Origin of the sequence: Burkholderia pseudomultivorans, from assembly GCF_001718415.1 — a bacterium.
In the GTDB taxonomy this organism is placed as follows: Bacteria; Pseudomonadota; Gammaproteobacteria; order Burkholderiales; family Burkholderiaceae; genus Burkholderia; species Burkholderia pseudomultivorans_A.
Genome location: NZ_CP013378.1, coordinates 4,535,862 through 4,559,206, shown reverse-complemented (window position 1 = coordinate 4,559,206; position 23,345 = coordinate 4,535,862). Strand labels below are relative to the sequence as shown.

Genomic DNA, 23,345 nt, shown 5'->3' with positions numbered 1-23,345 from the left:
GCGAATTCGTGTGATGAAGGGCGTGGGGCGGTCGGGTCAGGCGTCGTTGCCGTACTGGCTCGGCCAGCGGCGCGGCTTCACGTCGGCGAGCGCCTTCGCGATCTCGGCGATGTGCTCGGGCGTCGTGCCGCAGCAGCCGCCCGCGAGGTTCACGAGCCCGGCCTGCGCGAATTCCTTCAGCAGGCCCGACGTGACGTCCGGCGTCTCGTCGAAGCCGGTCTCGGCCATCGGGTTCGGCAGGCCCGCGTTCGGGTAGCACGACACGTAGGTGTCGCACAGCTTCGCGAGTTCGGCGATGTACGGGCGCATCAGCGCCGCGCCGAGCGCGCAGTTCAGGCCGAACGTGAGCGGCTTCGCGTGGCGCAGCGAATTCCAGAACGCCTCGACCGTCTGGCCGGACAGGATGCGGCCCGACGCGTCGGTGACGGTGCCCGAGATCATGATCGGCAGGCGCTCGCCGGTGTCCTCGAACAGCTCGTCGAGCGCGAACAGCGCGGCCTTCGCGTTCAGCGTGTCGAAGATCGTCTCGACAAGGAACAGGTCGACGCCGCCGTCGAGCAGCGCCTTCGCCTGCTGGTAGTACGCCGCACGCAGCTCGTCGAACGTGACGTTGCGTGCGCCCGGATCGTTGACGTCCGGCGAGATGCTGGCCGTCTTCGGCGTCGGCCCGATCGCGCCCGCGACGAAGCGCGGCTTGTCGGGCGTCGCGTATTTCGCCGCCGACTCGCGCGCGAGCTTCGCCGAGGCGACGTTCATCTCGACGACGAGGTCTTCCATCCCGTAGTCGGCCTGGGCGACGGTCGTCGCGCCGAAGGTGTTGGTCTCGACGATGTCCGCGCCGGCCGCGAAGTACTGGTCGTGGATCTCGCGGATGATCTGCGGCTGCGTGATCGACAGCAGCTCGTTGTTGCCCTTGATGTCGCGCGCGAAATCCTTGAAGCGCTCGCCGCGATACGCGGCCTCGTCGAGCTTGTAGCGCTGGATCATCGTGCCCATCGCGCCGTCGAGGATCAGGATCCGCGACTTCAGCAGCGCGGGCAGTTCGGCGCCGCGCGTGTAGGACGCGTCGAGCGGGGCGGCGGAAGCGGCGAGAGGGGACGCAGACATGGCGGAAGAGCGCGAAAACGGGAAAACCGACATTGTAGCCGGTGCGCCGGGCCGCCGCCCGGGCTCGCGCGGGGCGGGGCGGCGGCGCGTGTGACGCGCCGATGACGTGTCACACGCGCAACGCGCACGCCGGCGGGCCGAAAATGAAAGCCCCCGCCCGGCGAACCGGGCAGGGGCATGATCGGAGTGCTCGCGAGCCGCGCGTGAATGCGCGGCGAATGGCCCGGTCGCGCGAGCGCCGGGCCGTGGGTCGTCAGTGCAGGACGACGGGCATCATCATCAGGCTGTCGAATTGTCCGAGGAACTCGTCGACTTCGTCGAGCGACGGCTCTTCCTCGATCAATTGCTTCACGTGGGCGCGGAATCGTTCGGCAAGCTCGCCGTCGATGAAGATTTCGCGCTGCGCGTTCTTGTCGACGATTTCGTATCCGCCGGCATTCATCAGATGGTGGCCGGCCTGCGGCGCGAATTCGACGACGCAGTAGTTGGGGCTGTTGTAGATCATTTGCATGGCGGCACTCCTCTTCGCAGTGGCATCTGGCCTTGTTGTCCCCTAGGTGGGGCAGGCTTTGCCGGTTTCAAGGGGCTTGCGCTGCACACCCCGTTCCCGTTCGCGTGGGGTGTATCGGTTAGAAGCCGATGTCTATGAAACGTTTCCCATTGTGTGCCGGTGGACTGAAATAGTTGTTAAAGAGTGTCATCGGCTATTTCACCGAATATTGCAATCGGTCGAATTTGCCGATTTGCCGGTGTTCAGGGTGCGGCGGGCGACGATGCGGGCGGCTCGGCGGGCTGGGGCGCCGGTTGTGGTGGTTGCGGTGGCTGTGCCGGTTGCGCTGGCGACGATGCAGCCGATGCCGCTTCCGGCGACGACGGGGCGGCAGGCGCGTTCGTTGCGTCCGCCGCGGGCGGCGCGAGCCGTCCGTGCCACAGCAGCTCGATCTGCGCGCCGTTCGGCTCGGTCTGCACGAGCCGCGCCGGCAGCCAGCCGAGCGAGGGCGCGAGCCACATGTCGATGCGGCGCGTATCGCCGTCGCGGCGCGGCAGGCGCATGAAGTGCCGCGCCTGCACGATGCCGGCCTGCGTCTGCACCTGCTCGTCGCCGATCACCGTGATCGGCCACGTCTCGCCGCTGTTGTTGTCGATCACGAAAAACTGCTGCGTGACGCCGGGCTTGTACGCGGACGGATTGCCGCGCACGAGGCCCGACAGCTGCATCAGCATGCTGAAGCGGTCCTGCACGCCGTCGGGCAGCGGCGCGTTGTTCGGCGTGCGCGTGAACACCACCTGGCGGATCTCGCGGTTGAAGATCGCGATGTCCTCTGGGCGCCGGCCGCGCTTCTCGACGTAACGATCGGGCGCGATGCCGAATGCATCGATGCGGCCCTCGCTGCGATAGCTGAACGGTCCGACGAACGGCACGGGCATCGAGACGGCCAGGTCGTAGGTGCGGCCGTCGGTGCGCCAGTGGATCGTGCCGATCATGTTTTGCATGCCGTTGTAGAACGTGTCGTACTGCAGGTCGCCGGACGGCGGCGCGGAGAATTTCACGCCGCTCGTCGCCGGCCCGGGCGTCGCGGCCGTGCTTGCGCCGGCGGCCGATGCGGCTTGCGCACCCGACGCACCCGACGCGCCCGGCACGCCGCTCGCCGCGGAAGCGGCCGACGGCGGCGGCACGCCGTGATCGGCGGTCTGCGTCGACGTGAGGACCGGCGCCTGCGGCGGCGCGGCCGGCTTCGGCGCAGCGGGTTTCGGCGCGGGCGGCGTCGGCGCGGCCGGCTTCGGTGCAGCCGGCTGGGGCGCAGGCTGCCGCTCGATCGGCTGCGGCTTTAGCAGCTCGATCTGCACGGGCACTTCGGCGGGCGGCGTCGGCGTGAACGAATCGCGGCTGCGCATCAGCCACAGTGCGGCCAGCGCGTGCAGCACCAGCACGGCGACGAGCGCGATGCCCGCGCGCAGCCAGCGGCGGGGCAGGGCGGAGCGAGGGCGGGCGTCGGCAGGCGGCATCGGCAGTCGGAACGGGTTGGGGCGCGCGTGGCATCCGGCGCGGGTGCGCCACAGGAGTCGGACCGGCGGATGCGCCGCGCGTTCGCAGCGCGTGGCGCGCGTCAGTCGTTGCGCGCGTCGGGACTATAGCCGAGTTCGTACGACAGTTTTTGCGCGGTGGCGCGCAGCGCGGTGTCGATCTCGCCGCCCCAGGCGATGTCGAACGAGCCTTCCTGGCCGAGCGCGACGATCGCGAGCGCCAGCTCGCCGACCGCGTCGAACACGGGCATGCAGAATGCGTGGATCGTCGGCAGCAGCATCCCTTCGACGCGCGCGGCCTGGTGCGCGCGCACCTCGGCGAGCACCGCCTCGACCTCGTCGAGCGTGCGCGGGCCGCCATGATGCGGCGAACGGCGCGTATCGGCGAGCTCGCGCTCGAGCATCGCCGCGGTCTTGCTGCGCGGCAGGTACGCGGCGAACAGCAGGCCCGTCGCGGAACCGAGCAGCGGCATCACGTCGCCGAGCTTCAGCGACGCCTTCGCCGGATGGCTCGACTCCATCCAGTGCACGATCGTCGGCCCCTGGTTGCCCCAGACGGCGATGCCGACGGTCTGGTCGAGGCGGTCGCGGAATTCGGTCAGCGCGATCCGTGCGAGCTTCACGCCGTCGACGCGCGCGAGCCGCGCCAGCCCCATCTGCAGCGCGAAGCCGCCGAGTTCGTAGCGGCCCGACACCGGGTCCTGCGACACGACGCCGAGCCGCGAGAAGCTGACCAGGTAGCGATGCGCCTTCGCAGGGCTCATGCCCGCACGCTGCGCGAGATCGCGCAGCATCATCGCGCGCGGCTCGCTCGTCAGCACGTCGAGCAGGCGAAAGCCGACCTCGATCGACTGGATGCCGGAGCGGACCTTTTCGCCGTTTTCGCCGGCAGCGGCGTCGTCGGTGTCGGGTTCGGCGAGATCGTCGTCGGGAAGCTGGGTGGCGGGCATGGGCGGCAGGCGCGAAACGCGGCAAGGGTCGGGACGGAAGCGGCGCAGATCGTCGTCGCGCCGCGCGGATTCACCATCGTAAAATAGATTCCTTCCATCGTCACTACAACGGCAGATTCCCACTTATGAAACTTGCTTCGCTGAAGGACGGCACGCGCGACGGCCAGCTGATCGTCGTATCGCGCGACCTGCACACCGCGGCGATTGCCGACACGATCGCGCCGACGCTGCAGCGCGTCCTCGACGACTGGGCGTTCTACGCGCCGCAGCTGCGCGACCTGTACGACGCGCTGAACCACGGCCGTGCGCGCCATGCGTTCGCGTTCGATCCGGCCAACTGCATGGCGCCGCTGCCGCGCGCGTTCCAGTGGGCCGACGGCTCCGCGTACGTGAACCATGTCGAGCTGGTGCGACGCGCACGCGGCGCGGAGATGCCGCCGGAGTTCTGGACCGATCCGCTGATGTACCAGGGCGGCAGCGACGATTTCATCGGTCCGCGCGACGACGTCGTGTGCCCGTCCGAGGAGTGGGGCATCGATTTCGAGGCGGAAGTCGCGGTGATCACCGGCGACGTGCGGATGAGCGCGACGCCCGACGAGGCGCTGAAGGCCGTGCGGCTCGTCACGCTGGTGAACGACGTGTCGCTGCGCAACCTGATTCCGGCCGAGCTCGCGAAGGGCTTCGGCTTCTTCCAGAGCAAGCCGGCGACCGCCTTCGCGCCGGTCGCGGTGACGCCCGACGAACTCGGCGACGCCTGGCTCGACGGTCGCGTGCACCGGCCGATGATCGTCCACTGGAACGGCAAGAAGGTCGGCCAGCCCGATGCGGGCACCGACATGGTGTTCCACTTCGGCCAGCTGATCGCGCACGCGGCGAAGACGCGCAACCTGCGCGCCGGCACGATCGTCGGCTCGGGCACCGTGTCGAACAAGGACGCGAAGCGCGGCTACTGCTGCATCGCCGAGAAGCGCTGCCTCGAGACCATCGAGCACGGCGCGCCGCAGACGGCCTTCATGCGCTACGGCGATACGGTGCGCATCGAGATGTTCGATGCGGCCGGCAAGTCGATCTTCGGCGCGATCGAGCAGTCGGTCGCACCGCCCGACGGCGCCGCCTGACGCGTGCGCCGCCACGGCGAGACACGGCCTCGGCCCGCGCGCCGGGTTTCGCCCGATGTTTGCCCGCGCGGGCTTGGCTACACTCGATCCAACAGCCCAGCAAGGAGCAGCGCATGGCCGATCTCGCCGCCTATGGCGGTTACGAAGCCCTGAAGGTGACACGCCGCGAACATGGCGTGCTCGACATCGTGATGAGCGGCGAGGGCGTGAACCGCAGCAGTCTCGCGACCGCGAACGACCGCATGCATCGCGAACTGGCCGACATCTGGCGCGACGTCGATCGCGATCCCGACACGCGCGTCGCGGTGATCCGCGGCGAGGGCAAGGGCTTCTCGGCGGGCGGCGACCTCGCGCTCGTCGAGGCGATGGCGAACGACTTCGACGTGCGCGCGCGCGTCTGGCGCGAGGCGCGCGACCTCGTCTACAACGTGATCAACTGCAGCAAGCCGATCGTGTCCGCGATGCACGGGCCGGCGGTCGGCGCGGGGCTGGTTGCCGGGCTGCTCGCCGACATCTCGATCGCCGCGAAGGACGCGCGCATCATCGACGGCCATACGCGGCTCGGCGTCGCGGCCGGCGACCACGCGGCGATCGTGTGGCCGCTGCTGTGCGGGATGGCGAAGGCGAAGTACTACCTGCTGCTGTGCGAGCCGGTGAGCGGCGAGGAGGCCGAGCGCATCGGCCTCGTGTCGCTCGCGGTCGAACCGGCCGACCTGCTGCCGAAGGCGTACGAGCTGGCCGAACGGCTCGCGAACGGCTCGCAGTCGGCGATCCGCTGGACCAAGTACGCGCTCAACAACTGGCTGCGCTCGGCCGGGCCGACCTTCGACGCGTCGCTCGCGCTCGAATTCATGGGCTTTTCCGGGCCCGACGTTCAGGAGGGCATCCATTCGCTGCGCGAGCGCCGGCCGCCCGCGTTCCCCGGCGACGCACCGTTCTGACGCGCGCTATGATCGAACCACGCGGTCGCGCACGAGGCCGGCCGCGGTGCCTTACCAGTCAACCAGGATCCGCGTATGACCAACGATGCCTCCGGCTCCAACCCTTTCGCCGGCTTTGCCGGCTTCAAGCCCGCCGACATGCTCGACCGGATGTGGGACATGATCCGGATGTCGCCGTTCGGCGGGATGGCGCCGTTTCCCGGCGCCGCGTCGGGGCTGCCGCCGTCGCTGTCGAGCATGTCCGACATGATGGCGCCGCTCACGAGCGTCGAGGAACTCGACAAGCGCATCACCGACCTGCGCGCGGTCGAGCAGTGGCTGAAGCTCAATCTCGGGATGCTGCAGTCCGCGATCCAGGCGCTCGAGGTGCAGCGCGCGACGCTCGCGACGCTGCGCGCGTTCGGCGCGTTCGCGCAAACCTCGATGTCGGCCGCCGAGGATGCGGCCGTCGCAGCCGCGAAGGCTGCCGCGCCGGATGCCGGCGCCGCTGCCGGTGCGGGGGCGGCGAATGCGCAGGCGGATGGCGAGGCCGCGCAGAACGCGGCGTTCGACCCGTCCGGCTGGTGGAACCTGCTGCAGACGCAGTTCAACCAGCTCGCCAGCCTGGCGATGGCGCAGCCGGGCATGCCGCCGGGTGCGCCGGGTGCGGAGTCGGCGGCCGATGCCGAACCGCCGGCGGCCGCGCCCGCTGCCGCCGCCGCGCCGCGCAAGCCCGCCGCGAAGCGTGCGAAGCCGGCCGGTTCGGCCGCGGCGCGCGCGGCCGCGGCTTCGTCGCCCGAAACCCGTCCGCCGAAGCGCTCGACGTGACGCGCCGCAGGTAGCAGGTCGATCATGCGGCTCGCGCTCGTACTGATGGGAGGCGGCGCGCGTGCCGCCTATCAGGTCGGCGTGCTCAAGGCGCTGGCCGAGATCACGCGCGAGGCCGATCCGCACCGGCACACGCTGCCGTTCGCGGTCGTGTGCGGCTCGTCGGCCGGCGCGATCAATGCGACATCGATCGCGAGCCACGCGGACGATTTCTCGCACGGCGTGCGGCGCCTGCTCGAATTCTGGGAGCATCTGCGTCCCGACTACGTCTATCGCACCGACTGGCTCGGGATCGCCGCGGCCGGTGCGCGCTGGCTCGCGACGATGACCTTCGGCTGGGCCGCGCGCCGTTCGCCGCGCGGGCTGCTCGACAACACGCCGCTCGCGCACCTGCTGCAGCGCGAGCTGAGCTTCCACCGGATCGAGCAGATGCTCGAGGCGCGCCTGCTGCACGCGCTCGCGGTGACGGCGCTCAGCTATTCGAGCGGTCGCCACCTGACGTTCTACCAGGCGGCCGAGCCGATCCAGGCGTGGCGGCGCGCGCAGCGCACCGCGCGGCTCGTCGATCTGTCGGCGTCGCATCTGCTCGCGTCGTCGGCGATTCCGTTCGTGTTCCCGGCCGTGCCGCTCGTGCTCGACGGGCAGATCGAATACTTCGGCGACGGCTCGATCCGGCAGATCGCGCCGCTGTCGCCGGCGATCCACTTCGGCGCGGACCGCATCGTCGTGATCGGCGCGGCCGATCCGCGGCCCGAGATTCCCGCCGCGAACGGCGCGGGCCTCGTGCGCGGCTATCCGACGCTCGCGCAGATCGGCCAGCAGGTGCTCGCGAGCGTGTTCCTCGATTCGATCGGCTCGGACATCGAGCGCATCGAGCACATCAACCGGATGATCGAGCACCTGCCGCACCAGGTCGAGGTGGACAGCGGCTGGCGGCATGTCGACGTACTCGCGATCGCGCCGTCCGAGCGCATCGAGCTGATCGCCGCGAAGCACCTGAAGCAGATGCCGGCGACGATGCGCGGGCTGCTCGGCGCGATCGGCGGCAGCCAGCCGGCCGGCGCGTCGTTCGCGAGCTATCTGCTGTTCGAGGAACCGTTCACGCGCGAGCTGATCGAGCTCGGCTACCGCGACGGACGCGCGCAGCGCGACACGCTCGCGGACTGGATTGCACGGGCGGACGGCGGCGGGCCGGGCGCCGGCGCTGCCGTGTCGGGTACGGCCGAAGCCGGAACGCCCGCCGCCGACGGCCGGGCCGCGGGCGAAATGCGGGTCTGATGCGATCGGGTTGCATTTTCGCGACGCGCAGCCGCGACGGATCGCCGCACCACGATTGGCGGGAGGGGACCGGGCTGCCTTCTCGGATCCGTCATGTCCGCGTGCTATCATGGCCGCCGCCGAATACACCATATCGAGCAGCCCGCCGAGCCGGCGTCCGCACGGGAAACCCTTCGGGGCCTGCCGGAACCGGGGACGGGTTCGCCAGCGAGCCGGCAGGCGCCGGCCCCCACTCAGGCACGCGCGGCCGGTTCCGTTCGAGCGGAGCGCGGTTGCGGCGTGCGCCACGGCGGCGACGCGGCCGCTCGGCTGCCGGACGCGGAACGCGCGTCCGGGGGCCGGTTTCACGCGTAAAATTAGAGTCTTGGCTGCAAAAGGCGCGTGCGCGCCTGGCGGCAACAGTCACGTTGAGAGAAGTCGCATTGCGCAGAACAGGGGCGGGACCATCATGAACACCATGCTTTATCCGGAACTTTACAAGTCGCTCGAAGCCGTCCGCTGGGACATGGAGAAGGACATTCCGTGGGACAAGTTCGACGCTTCGCTGCTCACCGACGAGCAGGCGAGGACGATCAAGATGAACGCGATCACCGAATGGTCGGCACTGCCCGCCACGGAGATGTTCCTGCGCGACAACCAGCACGACAGCGATTTTTCCGCGTTCATGAGCGTGTGGTTCTTCGAGGAGCAGAAGCATTCGCTGGTGCTGATGGAATACCTGCGCCGCTTCAAGCCGGAAATGGTGCCGAGCGAGGAGGAGCTGCACGCGGTGCGCTTCGAGTTCGATCCGGCGCCGCCGCTCGAGACGCTGATGCTGCACTTCTGCGGCGAGATCCGCCTGAACCACTGGTACCGCTGCGCGGCCGACTGGCACACGGAGCCGGTCATCAAGCACATCTACGAGACGATCTCGCGCGACGAGGCGCGCCACGGCGGCGCGTACCTGCGCTACATGAAGAAGGCGCTGAACAACTGCGGCGACGTCGCGCGTGCGGCGTTCGCGAAGATCGGCGTGCTGATGGCGTCGGCGCGCCGCACCGAAAAGCCGCTGCACCCGACCAACCTGCACGTGAACCAGGCGCTGTTCCCGCGCGACACCGTGCAGTCGCGCCTGCCCGATCCGGAATGGCTCGAGCGCTGGCTCGACGAGCAGATCCGCTTCGACGGCGAATGGGAAAAGAAGGTCGTCGAGCGCATCCTGCACAACCTGTCGATCCTGTTCGAGCGCACGTTCGCGACCGCGCAGGAACTGAACCGCTATCGCAAGGAAGTCACGGGGCGCCTGCAGTCCGAAGGCGGCCCGTCGTCGGCCGCGCAGCCGGCCTGAGGCCGGCCGCCGTATGCAGCGGCGGCTCCGGCGCGATGCACCGCCGGCGCGCCGCACGCTGCGTCGCGCGAGCCACGTGAAGCCCGCCCGATCCGTCCGGCGGGCTTTTTATCTGGCGCGGCCGTCCGGCGCCTGCGGGCGCGCGGCCGCACTTGTCGTCCATTCTCCCCGGCCTTCATCATGCCCGTCACCTTCGAACGCAAGCTGATCACCCGCGATGCCCTCGTCGCGCTGCGCGCTTCGCTGCCGTCGCCCGTCGTGTTCACGAACGGCGTATTCGACATCCTGCATCGCGGCCACGTCACCTATCTCGCCGACGCGAAGGCGCTCGGCGCCTGCCTGATCGTCGGCGTGAACAGCGACGCGTCGGTGCGGATGCTCGGCAAGGGCGACGACCGGCCGATCAACCGCGAGGACGACCGGATGGCGCTGCTCGCGGCGCTGGAGAGCGTCGACTGGGTCGTGAAGTTCGAGGAAAAGACGCCGGTCTCGCTGATCGAGGCCGTCCATCCGGACATCCTCGTGAAGGGCGGCGACTACGACATGGACGCGCTGCCGGAATCGGCCATCGTGCGCGGCTGGGGCGGCCGCGCGCTCGCGATTCCGTTCGAGCACGATCGCTCGACCACCGCGCTGCTGAAGAAGGTGCGCGCGCAGCAGCCGTAAGCGGCCGCGAGCAGCCGCCAGCGTCGCGGCCGTGCGCCGTCAGTGCGCGGGCGCCGCGAGCGGCTCGGTGTCGACGCCGGGCGGCGCGATCGGCCCGCCGACGACCGGCTGATCGACCGCCTGCGCGAGCGGCATCGCGTGCAGCGCGTCGGGCTGCACCTGGCGTGACAGCAGGCCAGGCTCGCGCGGGCCGGCTGCGGGCAGCGGCCCGAACAGCCCGTTCGCGAGCGCGGCCGCGAGCAGGTTGGCGAGAAAGAGAACAGCGATCAACCAGCGCAGCATCGTCGAGACTCCCTGTCGTCATTCAGTCGAGCCGGCCACGTGGCCGGCTTTTTGCCGTTTGCGGCGACGGCCGGTGCGGCGATTGCGCGGCAGTACCGGCGTTGCGGCGGCGTCATGCCGTCGATCGTCGCCCGCGCGGGCCGGCGTCGATGCGCGTCTGCGTCAGGCGGCCGTCGCCGTCGACGCGGCAATCAGCGCGAGTCCGGACAGGATCAGCGCATCGTGCCGCGTATGCGGCAGCGTCAGCGCGCGCGCGACGTCGTCGGCCGCGCCGCCCGCGAGCACGAGCCGCACCGGCGCCTGCCACGCGTCGGCGAGGTCGCGCCACGCGCGCTCGATCAGCCCCGCCTGCGCATACAGACAGCCGGCCGACAGCGAGCGCGGCGTGTCGACCTGGAACGGCTCGGCCTGCGCACCCGCGAGCAGCCCGCTCGCGATGTCGGTCGTCAGCGTCGGGAGCTGCGCGGTGTGCGTGCCGAGCGCGCGCATCATCAGCGCCCAGCCCGGCGCGATCAGCCCGCCGGTGAAGCGGCCGTCCGCGCGCAGCGCTTCGAGCGTCGTGGCGGTGCCGAACGTCGCGATCAGCAGATGCTCGTCCGGAAACGCCGCGCGTGCGCCGATCAGGCCGGCCCAGCGGTCGCTGCCGAGCTGTTCGGGCGTCGTATAGCCGTTCGTCACGCCGCATTGCGCGGGCTGCGAACGGATCGTCGTGCGCGGCAGGCCCGGCCAGTGCGCGTCGAGCAGCGCATCGAGCCGCGCGGCGACGTCGGCGCCGGCGACGTTCGAGATCCATGCGCCGCACGGGCGCGGCAGCTTCGCCCAGTCCGGATCGGCGCCGCCGTCGCGCGTGTGGCCGAATGCGCCGGTCTCGACCAGCATGCGCTGCGCATCGGCGAGCGCCCACTTGATCCGGCTGTTGCCCGCGTCGATCAGCAGATGCGGTTCGCTCATTGCGCTTCGCGCAGCGAGACGTCGCCGGCGGCGATCGCCTGCGGGCCGTTCGGCGTGTCGAGCAGCAACTGGCCGGCCGCGTCGATGCCCGTCGCGATGCCGCGCGCGCGTTCGACGCCCTGTTCGAGCAGCACGACTTCGCGTCCCGCATACGCATGCAGCGCATGCCAGCGCGGCAGGAACGGCGCGAGCCCGTCGCTGGCGAACTGCGCGAGCGCAGGCGTGAGCGCGTTCAGCGAGGCGGCGAGCGTATCGGTCAGGTTCGCGGACGCCCATCCGGCCGACAGCGCGGCCGGCGGCAGGCCGCTCGCCAGCCTGGCGTCGCGGGCGCGCAGCGCGTCGACTTCCGTCGCCACGGCTTCCGCGCCGCGCACGTTGATGCCGAAGCCGATCACGACGGCGGTGGCGTCGGCGGTGGTCCAGACGGTTTCCAGCAGGATCCCCGCGAGCTTGCCGACGATGCGCGGCGTGCCGTCGTCGTCGTCGGCCGTCAGCAGCAGGTCGTTCGGCCATTTGACGGCGACGCGCGTGCGGGCGTCGAGCGGCAGGGCGGCGAGTCCTTCGGCGAGCGCGACGCCGATCGCGATGCTCAGGCCGCCGAGCGCGTCGACCGGGCGCGGCACGATGCAGCCGACCGAGCACAGCAGCGCGTTGCCGGGCTGCGCGAACCACGGCCGGCCTTGCCGGCCGCGTCCGGCCGTCTGCTCGAACGCGACGCGCACGAGCGGCGCGGGCAGCGCGTTCGCGGCGCGCGGCAGCGCCTTCAGGCGGGCGGCGAGGTCGGCGTTGGTCGAGCCGGTGGCGGCGACGATGTCGAGCGGCCACGCGCGCGGCGCGGCGTCCAGGTGCGCGTCGAGCCGGTTGCGCGCGATGTGCGCGGCGCCGGATTCGGGCGTGTCGGGGGAGGTGGGGGTGTTCATGGCGCTTATTGTAGCGACAGGGGGCGGCGGTGCTCGGAAGTTTGAGGAGGGCGTCGTAGTCGCAAAATGTCACTGAACGGCGAAATGCACAGCCGGTTCGATCGGGCGGGCGTTGTGCCCGGTATAGCCGAACACAAGTGCAAGTCCCTGCTGGGCTGAATAGGTGCGTCTCGACCGGTCTGTCTCTTATTGCGTAAACATACTAAAACGACACCGATTGATAAGGATTTCGAATTTGTCTCATTGAATTTCCGTTCTTGCTTACGCAAATTTGGGTACGGCAATTTTCACCAAATCGTCGAGAAAGGAGATTCCGATGAAGAACGAGCGAGCGGCGCCGACCCATCTTTTCGCCACCATCGGCGCGCTTACCGAACGAGGCGGGCGCGTAACCAAGGCCAGCAGCGAATTGACCGTCGCCGGGCTTGCTGTTGCCCGAGTCGGTGATATCGTGACCTACGAAGACGGCAGCGAGGCGGTAATTGCGGACGGCGCAGGCGAGTACGCGATTGGTAGCGACAAGCCGCTTGCGCTGGTGGGCAGTCGATTGAGCAATGGCGACTGTATTGTCGAAACGCTTCAGCGCTGGTGGGGAATCCATGTGCCGCCAGGCGAGACTATCGATGGATTGTTCGATGCCAGCTATGTACCGCTGCCGGCGCCGCAGCGCTATCGGCTGGCGGTCAGGGGGGCGACGACTGCGCGGGGTGGCGTGCTACGCGAAGCGACCGGCAAGTGGGATACCGGCGTTCGCCTCGGCAACGCCGGTGTGATAGGCGATCTTGTTCACTATGCGGATGGCTCGACTGCACGAATCATCAGCGGTCTCGGGCTGACGGATGACCGCAGCTTCGAGCCTCTGGCTTTCGTCGGTGGTGAACTGGATAACGGTGACACCTTTACGGACAGTCCGGACCGTAACGGTCTTGTATCTGCCGACACCTTCACGGTCGTGAAACATTCGGCGGTGATTCGCCGAGGCGGCGCCGAATGATTCGTTATTTTCTCGCCAAGGGTGATCGTGGCGGCAGCGCGGTGATTATCGAGGGGCTCGAGGGTGTGACCTGTTCGAATCCGCCGCCGAGCGTGAATATCGCCACGCTTTATATGAAGACTTACTGCGCGGCCTGCAATCAGGAAGGATTTATTTCACCGACGGGAGTACGCAAGCCAGGCACCGCGCCGAACGGTCAGCCATGGGCATTGAGCGGCGATATCAATGTCTGTGGGTGCAATCCGCCGCCGACTTTCTATGCCGAACGCAGCATGATGATGATCTTCGAGTCGCACGAAGTAGAGCCGCCGAAGGGAGCCAAACGTGTCCCGGCTGTAAGTGTCGCGATGGTCGAGGAGCAGAAGGGGGCACAGGCCGATATGTCTGTTGGTTACGACGAACAGGTGCGTGCTGGCATAGGCACCACGTTACCGCAGAGCTACCCATACCTGATCGAAATGAGTGACGGGCGTACGTTGTCAGGGCACATAAACAGTAATGGCCTGTTGCCGCGAATCCACTCAGAGAGTGCCGACAGCTACACGATCTATTGGGGCGAAGATGCCCTTATGCACAAGGACTGGACGTGATGCCAAACAGGCCGACGACGATAAGAACGAACACGACGCCTGATTCCATCAAGGGCGTGCAACTGAGGGCGATAACATTCAAGGAACTGTGGGACGCCTACCCGTCAGGCAATCCCTATGAGAATCCGGCTTATACCAACCAATGTGCTATTCGCATGAGCGTTGCCTTTCATGGCGTCGGTATTGAAATGAAGTCTTTTTCGTCAAGGCTGATCAAGCCGCTCGGTGGCCAGCCGAGTATCGGGCGAATCCTGCTGGACGGGAAAGCGACGGCCACGCGCGCCAACGAGTTGGGCGCGTGGCTGGAATTGTTGCCGTTCGCGGGGTTGGGGAGGGGCGAGAACATTACCGGGCGAGACTGGGAGGCGAAAATCAAAGGTCGAACCGGTATTGTGATGTTCGACGGTTATTGGACCCGGGCGGGTGAGCGCGCGGAAAACGCCAGTGGCGGGCATATCGATCTATGGAACGGCACGCGCCTGACCATAAGCAGTCCACTCAACGCATTAGCAGCGATCGGGCGTCAGCTCGGCCGACGATCTTTTCGGCCTGGAAGCGCAATGGGCTGGTCCGACCTGGGAAACTCGAATCGCATCCTGTTCTGGGAAGTCCGATGAGGCGTCAGGGCGTTGCGATTATCTTCGCGATTCTCGGACTGGTCAGCTGGTGGGGCTGGGCCGGTGTTGATATCGAGATCTGTCAGCGCTTCCCGCAGCGCTGTGTGACGAATGGGTGCAAGGAAATTGGCGCGTGCCCGGTCGACTTCGTGGAGGGACTGGGATTTCTCTCCGCCATTTTCGGTCCATCGATCCTGTTTTATGTCGCAGCCGTGTTGTTCGGCAGCAGGCGACGTAACGCGATTCAATGGGTGGTCTTGTTGAGCATGCTCGTGGCTGCGCACTGGCTCACGATGCTATCGATAAGGCTGATATAAGCCGCGCTGGCGGCATCGTGTCGTATGTGCGGCGAGGCCTGCCTGCCGGCACCTTCGGGGGTGTCAGGATTTCCGTGTTCAAGGCGGGTGGAGTAATTACACGGAAGGCCGAACGAATCGATCTGCGTAAAGGATAGCGAATTGGTTCATGGCCGTCTTCCAGTCGTGAGCGGCGCTCCCCCAGTTCGCGGTGATGTTGCGCAAGGCCAGCCAGATGAGCTTGGTGGCAGCCTCGTCGGTCGGGAAGTGACCACGGGTCTTGATGATCTTGCGCAACTGCGAGTTGATATTTTCAATCGCGTTCGTCGTGTAAATGATCTTGCGCACACCCGGCGGAAACGCAAAGAACGGGATCACGCGATCCCAGGCGTTGCGCCACGCGCTACTGACAGTCGGGAATTTCTGACCCCACGGCCCATCCGCAAACGCATCGAGTTCGGCCTGAGCGGCTTCCGCGCTGGGAGCGGCGTAGATCGGCTTGATCGCCGCGGCCAAGCCTCGGCGGTCCTTCCAACTGGCGTAATCGAGGCTGTTGCGGATGAGGTGGACGATGCAGGTCTGCAGCGTGGTGGCCGGGAACACGGCGGCCAGCGCTTCGGGCATGCCCTTGAGCCCGTCCGTGACGGCAATCAGGATGTCGTGAACGCCGCGCGTCTTCAGATCGTTGAACACCTTCATCCAGAACTTGGCCCCCTCGGTATTCTCGATCCACAGGCCCAGGATTTCCCGCGTGCCGTCGGGCAGCACGCCCAGCGCCAGATAGACCGCCTTGTTGCGCACGACGGCGTCTTCGCGAATCTTGACCCGCAGTGCGTCGAAAAACACGACCGGATACATCGGCTCAAGCGGTCGGGCCTGCCAGGCGGTTACTTCGGCCATGACCTCGTCGGTGACCGAACTGATGAAGTCGGGCGAGACCTCGGTGCCGTACTGTTCCAGCAAGAAGCCCTGAATCTCGCGTACGGTCATGCCTCGGGCATACATGGCGACGATCTTGTCGTCGAAGCCCGTGAAGCGCCGTTCGTGCTTGGGAATCAGGATGGGTTCGAAGCTGCCGTCGCGGTCACGCGGCACCTCGATACGGATCGGGCCGTCTTCGGTCAGAACCGTCTTGGCCCCTTTGCCGTTGCGCTGATTCGTGGCGTTGACCGGCTTGGCAGCACCGGGAGGGTAGCCGAGATGATGGTTCATCTCGCCGCCCAGCGCCCGTTCGATCAGCGCCTTCTTGAGCGCCAGCGTCGCGGCGTTGATGGCTTCGGCCGTCATCGGACCGTTGCCGAACTGCTCGAGCAGCTCGGCCGGAATCGCCGGCAGAGCCGCCGGCTGGGCTTTCGGTTTGCGAGGCATAAACTCTCCTTGGGAGCATGTTATGCCTTAAACACAAAATTCCTGACAGGCCCGCACCTTCACGCATCGCGGATCAGGCGGCGGGATGCGGGAAAGCGAGGCAACCGCCACCGCGCTTTCTCGATCCTCGTCACGGCGCCACCACCGGGTGCTTCAACGCATGCGCGGTCTCGATCCACTGCGCGTGGAACTCGTCCGCGTCGGGCCGCAGCCCCAGTTCGCCGTTGCGATACGCCATCGCGAGCGTCTGCACGGCTTCCGGCAACTCGTGCTCGGCCGCGCGCCGATACAGCGCGAGCGCGCGCGCTTCGTCGCGCGGCACGCCGCTGCCGTCGCGGTACGCGTTCGCGAGCATGAAATCCGCGGCCGGGATGTCCGCGCGCGACGCGATCTCGAACCAGTGCGCGGCCTGCACGGGATCGGCGGCCGTGCCGTAGCCGCTGCGGTAGATCAGCCCGAGGTAGTACGCGGCGGCCGGATCGCCGTGATCGGCCGCTGCACCGAGCAGCGCGTGCGCGCGTGCATAGTCCTTCGGGACGTCGCCGCTGCCGAGCAGCAGCGCCTTGCCGAGCGCAAGCTGCGCGCGCCGCGCGGCCGGTGCGTTGGCCGCACCTTCCGCCTGTGCAGCCGTTTCCAGCCAGCCGCGCCCTTCGTCGCGCAGCCCCGGTTCGCGCGCGTCGGCGAGCGCGATGCCGAGCGCCGCCTGCGCGGCGGCCGAACCCGCGCGCGCGAGGTCGCGCAGCTGCGCGAGCGCGTGCGGCTCGGCAGCCTGCGCGACCATCGCCTGCCATTCGTCGAGTTGCGCGGCGCTCGGCGCGGGGGCCGTCGTGCCGCGCCAGCCGGCCGCCGCGACCGCGATCGCGACGGTCGCCGCGGCCGCCGCGAGCAGCGCGGCGGGCGGCAGCTGGATGCGCAGCAAGCGGCGCGCCGCGGCGGCGAAGCCGGTTTCGGCCGGCCGCATCGTCCGGATCGGTTGCATCGCGGGTCTCATTGCGTCAGGTCGATCTCGTAGGTTGCGAGGTTCTTGCCGGAGCCGTCGTCGGCCGCGACCTGCGTGATGCCGGTCAGGCCGGCCGCCGTCGCGTCGGCGAGCCGGTTCGGCGCAGACGCGAACTGCACGTGCGCGACCGAGCTCGCGAGCTTCGTGAAGCGCCAGCTGCGCTGGGCGCCGTCGGCCGCGCGCGTGATCTTGCCGCGCTGCTTGATGTACGCGATCAGCACGTCGCGGTTCGCGTCGGGCGACGCGAAGATCGTCTTGCTGCCGTCGAGGCCCGGGAAGTTGCCGCCGCCGCTCGCGCGGTAGTTGTTGGTCGCGACGATGAACTGCGCGTTCGGATCGATCGGCGCGCCCTTGTACGCGAGCTGCTTGATCCGGCTGCCGACGGGCTGCGTGACGTCGATCTCGTACGTGAGGTCCGCCGACGTGAACATGTCGAAGTTGTAGCCGGGGAAGCTGCTGACGAGCGGCTGCACGGTCGCCTTCGTCGGGTCGATCGTGTTGAAGCGCTTCGCGGCCGTCTCGAGCCAGTTCTTCACGTCGGCGCCGCTCACTTTCGTCGCATAGACGGTGTTCGGATACAGGTAAAGGTCGGCCGCATTGTTGATCGCGAGCGCGCCCGGCGCGACGTCGGTGTAGTCGCTGCCGCCGCCGAAGCCGCTCTTGAACGGCGCACTGACCGACAGCACCGGCAGCGACGCGTATTGCGGCAGGTTCGCTTGCACGTAGCGCGCGACGTAGTCGGCCTGCGCCTCATTGACGATCTGGATCGCGCCCGGATCGCCGACGTCCGCGAAGTACGAGTTCATCCGGTAGTCGGTCGAGCCGATCGGCGTCTTCACGTAGTCGATGGTCGCCTGGTGCTCGGCCGCGATCGCGGCCGAGACCGACGGGTCGGCCGCCACGTAGGTCTTGTCGGCGTTCTGGATCGGCCGCGCCTCGACGGTCGTCTGCGATTTGTCGACGGTCCACGTCCTGCCGTCGAACTTCAGGCCGAGCTTGATCACGCCGAGGTGCTTGCCCCAGTAGTTCGCCATCACGGTCGGCACGCCGTTGACGGTGCCCTTGACCTTGTCGACGCCCGGCAGGTTGAACTGCGGCACGGTGCTCGCCGCGTCCGGGAACACCTGGTGCGAGTGGCCGATCAGCATCGCGTCGATGCCGGGCACGGTCGACAGCCACCAACTGCCGTTTTCCATCGTCGGCGAATAGGCGGAATTGTCGAGCCCGCCGTGCGAGATCGCGACGATCAGGTCGGCGCCCTTCGCGCGCATCTCGGGGATGTACTTCTGCGCGGCTTCCTTCAGGCCGGTCGTGTAGACCTTGCCGTCGAGCCAGCGCTTGTCCCAGTTCATGATCGCGGGCGGCGTGAAGCCGATGATGCCGACCTTCACCGGCGCGCTGACGGTCTTGCCGTCGGGCGTGGTCGCCGTCAGCGTGCGCGTCAGGATCGTGTACGGCGTGAACAGCGGCGCGTTGGTCTTCGCGCTGATCACGTTCGCGAGCACCTGCGGGAAGTTCGGGCCCGCGCACTTCTTCTGCTGCGCAGGCGCCGGCAGGCCGTCGACGTCGAACGTGCTGCCGGTCACCTGCGACAGGTACGGCAGCCCGTAGTTGAATTCGTGGTTGCCGATCCCGCCGCCGTCGAATTTCGCGGCGTTCATCACCTTGTAGATCGCGAGCGTCTGGTCGCAGCCGACCGGTTTCACGAGCGCCTGGTAATCCGACAGCGCGGTGCCCTGGATCGTGTCGCCGTTGTCGAGCAGCAGCGTGTTCGGATACTGCGCGCGGGCCTGCGCGATCAGCGTCGATACGCGCTCGAAGCCGAGCGAGTTGTCGGCGGCGAGCTTGAAATAGTCGTACGACAGCACGTTGGTGTGCAGGTCGGTCGTCTCCAGCACGGCCAGCGTCGCGGTCGTGCCGGCCGGCGCCTGCGCCGGCTGCTGCGACGCGGGAGGCGACGTGACGTCGTCGCCGCCGCACGCGGCGAGGGTGAACGCGAGGCTCGCGAGCGCGGCGGCGGCCGGTACGCGACGGCGGGGAAGCGAGGGGAGTCGCATCGAATGTCCTGTTTGGTGTTTTATCGTGACGAGGTGCGCAACGAGATGGCGGCGCGGCGCGCCGACGGCCTGACGTGCGGCGCGTGAGAGTATCGAAAGCAAACGTGACGGCAGAATGAAAGCTGTCGTCGTGCCGGTCCTCGCGCCGGGCTCCGCCGGGGCCGGACCGCGCCGGGCCGCATCTCGTCGCGAACGCCGGGCCCGGCCTCCCGCCGGTGCCGCGGCCGGCAGTCCGGGCCGCGCGTTCGCGCGGAAATCCTCACGTCGCGGCGCCGGTCGGTTCGCTACAATGGCCGCTGTCATTCATTTGCAAACAAACCGCCCTTGGACTTCGAGACCCCTCCCGGCCTGTCGGTCGACGCCGGCGGCCAGGGCCAGACCGTGCGCCTGACCGGCCAGTGGACCGCGCTCGCGCTCGCGCGCAATCGCGGCGCGGTCGTGCGCCGCGCCGAGAGCGTCGCGACCGGGCGCGTGAGCGAATGGGACCTGTCCGGCATCGGACGGCTCGACCACGTCGGCGGCCAGGCGCTGTGGCGCGTATGGGGCCGCAAGCTGCCGGCCGGCATCGCGCTGACGGCGACCCAGCGCACGATCTTCGAGCGCATCGAGCGGCTCGACAGCCAGCGCGAGGCGCCCGAGCGCATCGTGCGCGTCGATCCCGTCACGCGGCTCGGCCTGATGCTGTTCGCGTTCGCCGAGCACCTGCAGGGCGGCATCGCGATGTTCGGCCGCGTGATCCTCGATGCGCTGTCGGTGCTGCGCCGCCCGCAGACGATGCCGTGGAAGGAGACCTCCGCGAACATCTACAGCGCGGGCACGCAGGCGCTGCCGATCACGGCGCTGGTCGCGTTCCTGATCGGCATCGTGCTCAGCTACCTGTCCGCGCAGCAACTGCAGATGTTCGGCGCGAACCGCTACATCGTGAACATCCTCGGGCTGTCGGTGATCCGCGAGCTCGGCCCGGTGCTGTCGGCGATCCTCGTCGCGGGCCGCTCGGGCTCGGCGATCACCGCGCAGATCGGCGTGATGCGCGTGACCGAGGAACTCGACGCGATGCGCGTGATGGGCATCCCGCACGGGCTGCGGCTGATCCTGCCGCGCGTGCTCGCGCTCGGCATCGCGATGCCGCTGCTCGTGATGTGGACCAACATCATCGCGCTGACGGGCGGCGCGCTCGCCGCGAAGCTCGTGCTCGGCATCGACGTCAACTATTTCGTGCGCTCGCTGCCGGGCGTGGTGCCGATCGCGAACCTGTACATCGGCGTCGGCAAGGGCGTCGTGTTCGGCATGCTGATCGCGCTGGTCGCCTGCCATTTCGGCTTCCGGATCAAGGCGAACTCGCAAAGCCTCGGCGAAGGCACGACGACCTCGGTCGTCACGTCGATCACGGTCGTGATCCTCGCCGACGCGGTGTTCGCGATCCTGTTCCAGAACGTGGGGCTCGGATGAATATGTCGAATCAGTCGGCAGCCGGTGCTGCGGCAGCCGGTGCTGCGCCAGCCGATGCTGCGGCAGCCGGTGCTGCGCCGGCCGACGCCGCGACCGCCCATGCCGCGGCAGTCGCCGCCGCGTCGGTCGGCCCGTCGCCGGCGGCGACGCAGGGCGGCGACCTCGTGATCGAGGTGCGCAACCTGACCAAGCGCTACGGGCGCAACATCGTGCACCAGAAGCTCGATTTCGACGTGCGGCGCGGCGAGATCGTGTCGATCGTCGGCGGCTCGGGCTCGGGCAAGACGACGCTGGTGCGGCAGATCCTCGGCCTCGAGCGGCCGACGTCGGGCACGATCAAGGTATTCGGCGACGACACGTCGACGATCGATGCGGCGACCGCGCGGCTGATGCGCACGCGCTCGGGCATGCTGTTCCAGCACGGCGCGCTGTTCTCGTCGATGACGGTGTTCGACAACGTCGCGCAGCCGCTGCGCGAGCTCGGCCGCGTGCCGCCCGACCTGCTGCACGACATCGTGATGCTCAAGCTCGAGATGGTCGGGCTGCCGTGCAAGCACGCGTCGAAGATGCCGGCCGCGCTGTCGGGCGGGATGGTCAAGCGGGTCGGCATCGCGCGCGCGATCGCGCTCGAGCCCGAGCTGCTGTTTCTCGACGAGCCGACCGCCGGCCTCGATCCGCAGGCGTCCGACGAATTCGTCGAGCTGATCGCGACGCTGCATCGCACGCTCGGGCTGACTGTCGTGATGGTCACGCACGATCTCGACACGATGGTCGCACTGTCGACGCGCGTCGCGGTGCTGGCCGATCGCAAGGTGCTGGTCGCCGCGCCGGTCGAGGAGGCCGCGAACGTCGATCATCCGTTCATCCACGAATATTTCCTGGGGCTGCGCGGGCGCCGCGCGCTGCAGGCGTTGCCGCCCGAGCGGCGCGCGAAGCTGCCGAAGGCGGCCCTCGAACCGGCGCTGTCGAGCGTCGAGCTGTAAAGGAACCCGCGAATGGAAAACAAATCACATGCGTTCTGGGCCGGCCTGTTCACGATCGCGCTGACGCTCGCGATCGCGGGCACCGTGTTCTGGTTCAACGTCGATCGCACCGTGCGCGTGCCGTATGACCTGATCGCGCGCACCAACGTGACGGGCCTGTTCCCGGACGCGGCCGTGCGCTTTCGCGGCCTCGACGTCGGCAAGGTGCAGTCGATCGGCTTCGATCGTACGCATCCGGGCCAGATCCGGATCCGGATCCTCGTCGATCACGATGCGCCGATCACGCAGTCGACCTACGGCAGCCTCGGCTTCCAGGGCGTGACCGGCATCGCGTTCGTGCAGCTCGAGGATACGGGCCGCGACCTGTCGCCGCTGCCGTCGTCGCCGAAGTCGATCGCGCAGATCCCGATGCGGCCGAGCCTGTTCGACCAGCTGCAGGAGCGCGGCGACGTGCTGCTGCGGCAGCTCGAACTGGCCGCGAAAAGCGCGAACCAGCTGATGTCGCCGGAGATGCGCGAGCAGCTGCGCGCGACCGCCGAGAGCATGCAGCACGCGGCGGACGGCGTGACGACGCTGTCGAAGCAGCTCGGCCCGGCGGTCGCCGCGCTGCCGCAGACGATGCACGAGGTCGATCGCGCGATGGCGTCGGCGAACACGCTGCTGCAGCCGAACGGGCCGCTCGTCTCGAACCTGAACAAGGCCGGCACGGCCGCCGAGCAGGTCGGCGTCGCGCTGAACGACCTCAACGCGCGCGTGCAGTACGACACGCTGCCGCGCTTCAATGCGCTGGCGGGCAGCGTCAGCGACGCGTCGCGGCAGCTGAAGGACGTCGCCGGTGAACTCGGCCGCAATCCGAGCAGTCTGTTGTTCGGCTCGCCGGGTTCGGCGCCGGGGCCCGGCGAACCGGGTTTCGTCTGGCCGGGTTCGGCCGCCGCCCGCTGAAACACTTTGCACAACCGGATCATCATGCAGGAACACGCCATGCCACGAATCCTCGACCGCGCGCTGCGCCCGGCCGCGGCCACGCTCGCCGTGCTGACGCTCGCGCTGGCCGCCGGCTGCGCCGGCAACAGCGCGGCGCTGTCGAACATCCGCTACGACCTCGGGCCGGCGGCGCCGGTCGCGACGGCCGGCAGCGGCCCCGCGCTGAAGGTGCTCGACGTCGCCGCGCCGGAAGCGCTCGACTCGGACAAGTTCGTCTATCGCCTCGCCTACGCGGACGCGCAGCGCACGGCCGTCTATCGCGACAGCCGCTGGACCGCGCCGCCCGCGCAACTGCTCACGCAGCGGCTGCGCGGCGCGCTGTCGTCGCGCGGCACGGTGCTCGAAGGCTCGGACGGCGTGCGCGCGCCGACGCTGAAGGTCGACCTGAGCGAGTTCGAACAGGTGTTCGACGGGCAGTCGCAGAGCCATGGCGCCGTCACCGCGCGCGCGACGCTGATGCAGGACGGCAAGGTGCTCGGCCAGCGCACGTTCGTGTCGCGCGCGCCGTCGAGCACGCCCGACGCGGCGGGCGGCGCGCGTGCGCTCGCGTCGGCGAGCGACGAGCTCGTGTCGCAGATCGCCGCATGGATCGGCATGCAGGCGTACGCGGGCTCGCCGTAATGCACGGCGCGCAG

Annotated in this window: 24 protein-coding genes; 14 read left to right on the top strand and 10 right to left on the bottom strand. The window is 68.6% G+C overall.

Going from position 1 to position 23,345, the window contains the following annotated elements:
- Positions 1–36: 36 nt before the first annotated feature.
- The 4 genes from WS57_RS33405 to WS57_RS33390 form a co-directional block, all read right to left on the bottom strand.
- Positions 37–1,107: a homocysteine S-methyltransferase family protein gene (locus tag WS57_RS33405; protein WP_040128326.1), complete on the bottom strand. Its 1,071-nt coding sequence runs from the start codon at positions 1,105–1,107 to the stop codon at positions 37–39.
- A gap of 253 nt (positions 1,108–1,360) precedes the next feature.
- Positions 1,361–1,618 (bottom strand): DUF3567 domain-containing protein, encoded by a 258-nt coding sequence (locus WS57_RS33400; protein WP_009693455.1) that lies wholly within the window; start codon positions 1,616–1,618, stop codon positions 1,361–1,363.
- Positions 1,619–1,860: 242 nt separating this feature from the next.
- The gene (locus WS57_RS33395; protein ID WP_208610310.1) at positions 1,861–3,114 is read right to left on the bottom strand and encodes a DUF3108 domain-containing protein; all 1,254 of its coding nucleotides are present in this window, start codon (positions 3,112–3,114) and stop codon (positions 1,861–1,863) included.
- 101 nt (positions 3,115–3,215) lie between these two features.
- Complete coding sequence (locus WS57_RS33390; RefSeq protein WP_009687473.1) at positions 3,216–4,082, bottom strand: IclR family transcriptional regulator; 867 nt, start codon at positions 4,080–4,082, stop codon at positions 3,216–3,218.
- Positions 4,083–4,207: 125 nt separating this feature from the next.
- On the opposite strand from WS57_RS33390, the gene WS57_RS33385 reads away from it, so the two are divergent.
- The 6 genes from WS57_RS33385 (at position 4,208) to rfaE2 (ending at position 10,219) form a co-directional block, all read left to right on the top strand.
- Positions 4,208–5,200, top strand: a complete 993-nt coding sequence (locus WS57_RS33385; RefSeq protein ID WP_009687474.1) for a fumarylacetoacetate hydrolase family protein — start codon at positions 4,208–4,210, stop codon at positions 5,198–5,200.
- 113 nt (positions 5,201–5,313) lie between these two features.
- Entirely contained in the window at positions 5,314–6,141 is an 828-nt protein-coding gene (locus WS57_RS33380) for an enoyl-CoA hydratase/isomerase family protein (protein WP_009687475.1), read from the top strand.
- A 75-nt stretch (positions 6,142–6,216) separates the two neighbouring features.
- Positions 6,217–6,948: a PhaM family polyhydroxyalkanoate granule multifunctional regulatory protein gene (locus WS57_RS33375; protein ID WP_040128322.1), complete on the top strand. Its 732-nt coding sequence runs from the start codon at positions 6,217–6,219 to the stop codon at positions 6,946–6,948.
- 24 nt (positions 6,949–6,972) lie between these two features.
- On the top strand, positions 6,973–8,226 hold the full coding sequence (locus WS57_RS33370; RefSeq protein ID WP_069245359.1) for a patatin-like phospholipase family protein: 1,254 nt from the start codon (positions 6,973–6,975) through the stop codon (positions 8,224–8,226).
- 448 nt (positions 8,227–8,674) lie between these two features.
- Complete coding sequence (locus WS57_RS33365) at positions 8,675–9,553, top strand: hypothetical protein (RefSeq protein WP_009695773.1); 879 nt, start codon at positions 8,675–8,677, stop codon at positions 9,551–9,553.
- A gap of 180 nt (positions 9,554–9,733) precedes the next feature.
- A complete protein-coding gene (gene rfaE2 / locus WS57_RS33360; protein ID WP_040128319.1) occupies positions 9,734–10,219 on the top strand; it encodes a D-glycero-beta-D-manno-heptose 1-phosphate adenylyltransferase in 486 nt (161 codons plus the stop codon).
- 39 nt (positions 10,220–10,258) lie between these two features.
- On the opposite strand, the gene WS57_RS33355 is transcribed toward rfaE2, so the two are convergent.
- The 3 genes from WS57_RS33355 to WS57_RS33345 all read right to left on the bottom strand — a co-directional run bounded on the left by WS57_RS33355 (position 10,259) and on the right by WS57_RS33345 (position 12,372).
- The gene (locus WS57_RS33355) at positions 10,259–10,501 is read right to left on the bottom strand and encodes a hypothetical protein (protein ID WP_040128318.1); all 243 of its coding nucleotides are present in this window, start codon (positions 10,499–10,501) and stop codon (positions 10,259–10,261) included.
- Between the two features lie 162 nt (positions 10,502–10,663).
- Entirely contained in the window at positions 10,664–11,452 is a 789-nt protein-coding gene (locus WS57_RS33350; protein ID WP_069245358.1) for a type III pantothenate kinase, read from the bottom strand.
- The gene (locus WS57_RS33345; RefSeq protein WP_069245357.1) at positions 11,449–12,372 is read right to left on the bottom strand and encodes a biotin--[acetyl-CoA-carboxylase] ligase; all 924 of its coding nucleotides are present in this window, start codon (positions 12,370–12,372) and stop codon (positions 11,449–11,451) included. Before WS57_RS33345 ends, WS57_RS33350 begins: the two co-directional genes overlap by 4 nt.
- Positions 12,373–12,688: 316 nt before the next feature.
- Between WS57_RS33345 and WS57_RS33340 the strand changes: the two genes are divergently transcribed.
- The 4 genes from WS57_RS33340 to WS57_RS33325 are packed head-to-tail and all read left to right on the top strand — an operon-like array spanning position 12,689 to position 14,890.
- Positions 12,689–13,366 (top strand): PAAR domain-containing protein, encoded by a 678-nt coding sequence (locus WS57_RS33340; RefSeq protein ID WP_009687224.1) that lies wholly within the window; start codon positions 12,689–12,691, stop codon positions 13,364–13,366.
- Positions 13,363–13,956 carry a hypothetical protein gene (locus tag WS57_RS38130; RefSeq protein ID WP_236871931.1) on the top strand — a complete coding sequence of 198 codons (594 nt, stop codon included), beginning with the start codon at positions 13,363–13,365 and terminating at the stop codon, positions 13,954–13,956. The genes WS57_RS33340 and WS57_RS38130 overlap by 4 nt, the downstream gene beginning before the upstream one ends.
- Positions 13,956–14,573, top strand: coding sequence for a type VI secretion system amidase effector protein Tae4 (locus tag WS57_RS33330; RefSeq protein WP_069245356.1), 618 nt, complete (start codon positions 13,956–13,958; stop codon positions 14,571–14,573). The genes WS57_RS38130 and WS57_RS33330 overlap by 1 nt, the downstream gene beginning before the upstream one ends.
- Positions 14,570–14,890 (top strand): hypothetical protein, encoded by a 321-nt coding sequence (locus tag WS57_RS33325; RefSeq protein WP_009687227.1) that lies wholly within the window; start codon positions 14,570–14,572, stop codon positions 14,888–14,890. Before WS57_RS33330 ends, WS57_RS33325 begins: the two co-directional genes overlap by 4 nt.
- Before the next feature lie 96 nt (positions 14,891–14,986).
- On the opposite strand, the gene WS57_RS33320 is transcribed toward WS57_RS33325, so the two are convergent.
- The 3 genes from WS57_RS33320 to WS57_RS33310 all read right to left on the bottom strand — a co-directional run bounded on the left by WS57_RS33320 (position 14,987) and on the right by WS57_RS33310 (position 19,294).
- Complete coding sequence (locus WS57_RS33320; protein WP_038455837.1) at positions 14,987–16,237, bottom strand: IS256 family transposase; 1,251 nt, start codon at positions 16,235–16,237, stop codon at positions 14,987–14,989.
- Between the two features lie 130 nt (positions 16,238–16,367).
- A complete protein-coding gene (locus tag WS57_RS33315; RefSeq protein WP_069245355.1) occupies positions 16,368–17,216 on the bottom strand; it encodes a tetratricopeptide repeat protein in 849 nt (282 codons plus the stop codon).
- A gap of 8 nt (positions 17,217–17,224) precedes the next feature.
- Entirely contained in the window at positions 17,225–19,294 is a 2,070-nt protein-coding gene (locus WS57_RS33310) for a bifunctional 2',3'-cyclic-nucleotide 2'-phosphodiesterase/3'-nucleotidase (protein ID WP_060246736.1), read from the bottom strand.
- 324 nt (positions 19,295–19,618) lie between these two features.
- On the opposite strand from WS57_RS33310, the gene WS57_RS33305 reads away from it, so the two are divergent.
- Genes WS57_RS33305 through WS57_RS33290 form a run of 4 tightly spaced genes read left to right on the top strand, consistent with a single transcriptional unit; the run spans position 19,619 to position 23,331 of the window.
- Positions 19,619–20,743, top strand: coding sequence for an MlaE family ABC transporter permease (locus WS57_RS33305; RefSeq protein WP_060246738.1), 1,125 nt, complete (start codon positions 19,619–19,621; stop codon positions 20,741–20,743).
- On the top strand, positions 20,740–21,726 hold the full coding sequence (locus WS57_RS33300; RefSeq protein ID WP_420481037.1) for an ABC transporter ATP-binding protein: 987 nt from the start codon (positions 20,740–20,742) through the stop codon (positions 21,724–21,726). The genes WS57_RS33305 and WS57_RS33300 overlap by 4 nt, the downstream gene beginning before the upstream one ends.
- 12 nt (positions 21,727–21,738) lie before the next feature.
- Positions 21,739–22,668: an MlaD family protein gene (locus WS57_RS33295; protein ID WP_040128307.1), complete on the top strand. Its 930-nt coding sequence runs from the start codon at positions 21,739–21,741 to the stop codon at positions 22,666–22,668.
- Between the two features lie 39 nt (positions 22,669–22,707).
- Positions 22,708–23,331: an ABC-type transport auxiliary lipoprotein family protein gene (locus WS57_RS33290; protein ID WP_040129034.1), complete on the top strand. Its 624-nt coding sequence runs from the start codon at positions 22,708–22,710 to the stop codon at positions 23,329–23,331.
- The last annotated feature ends 14 nt before the right edge of the window (positions 23,332–23,345 follow it).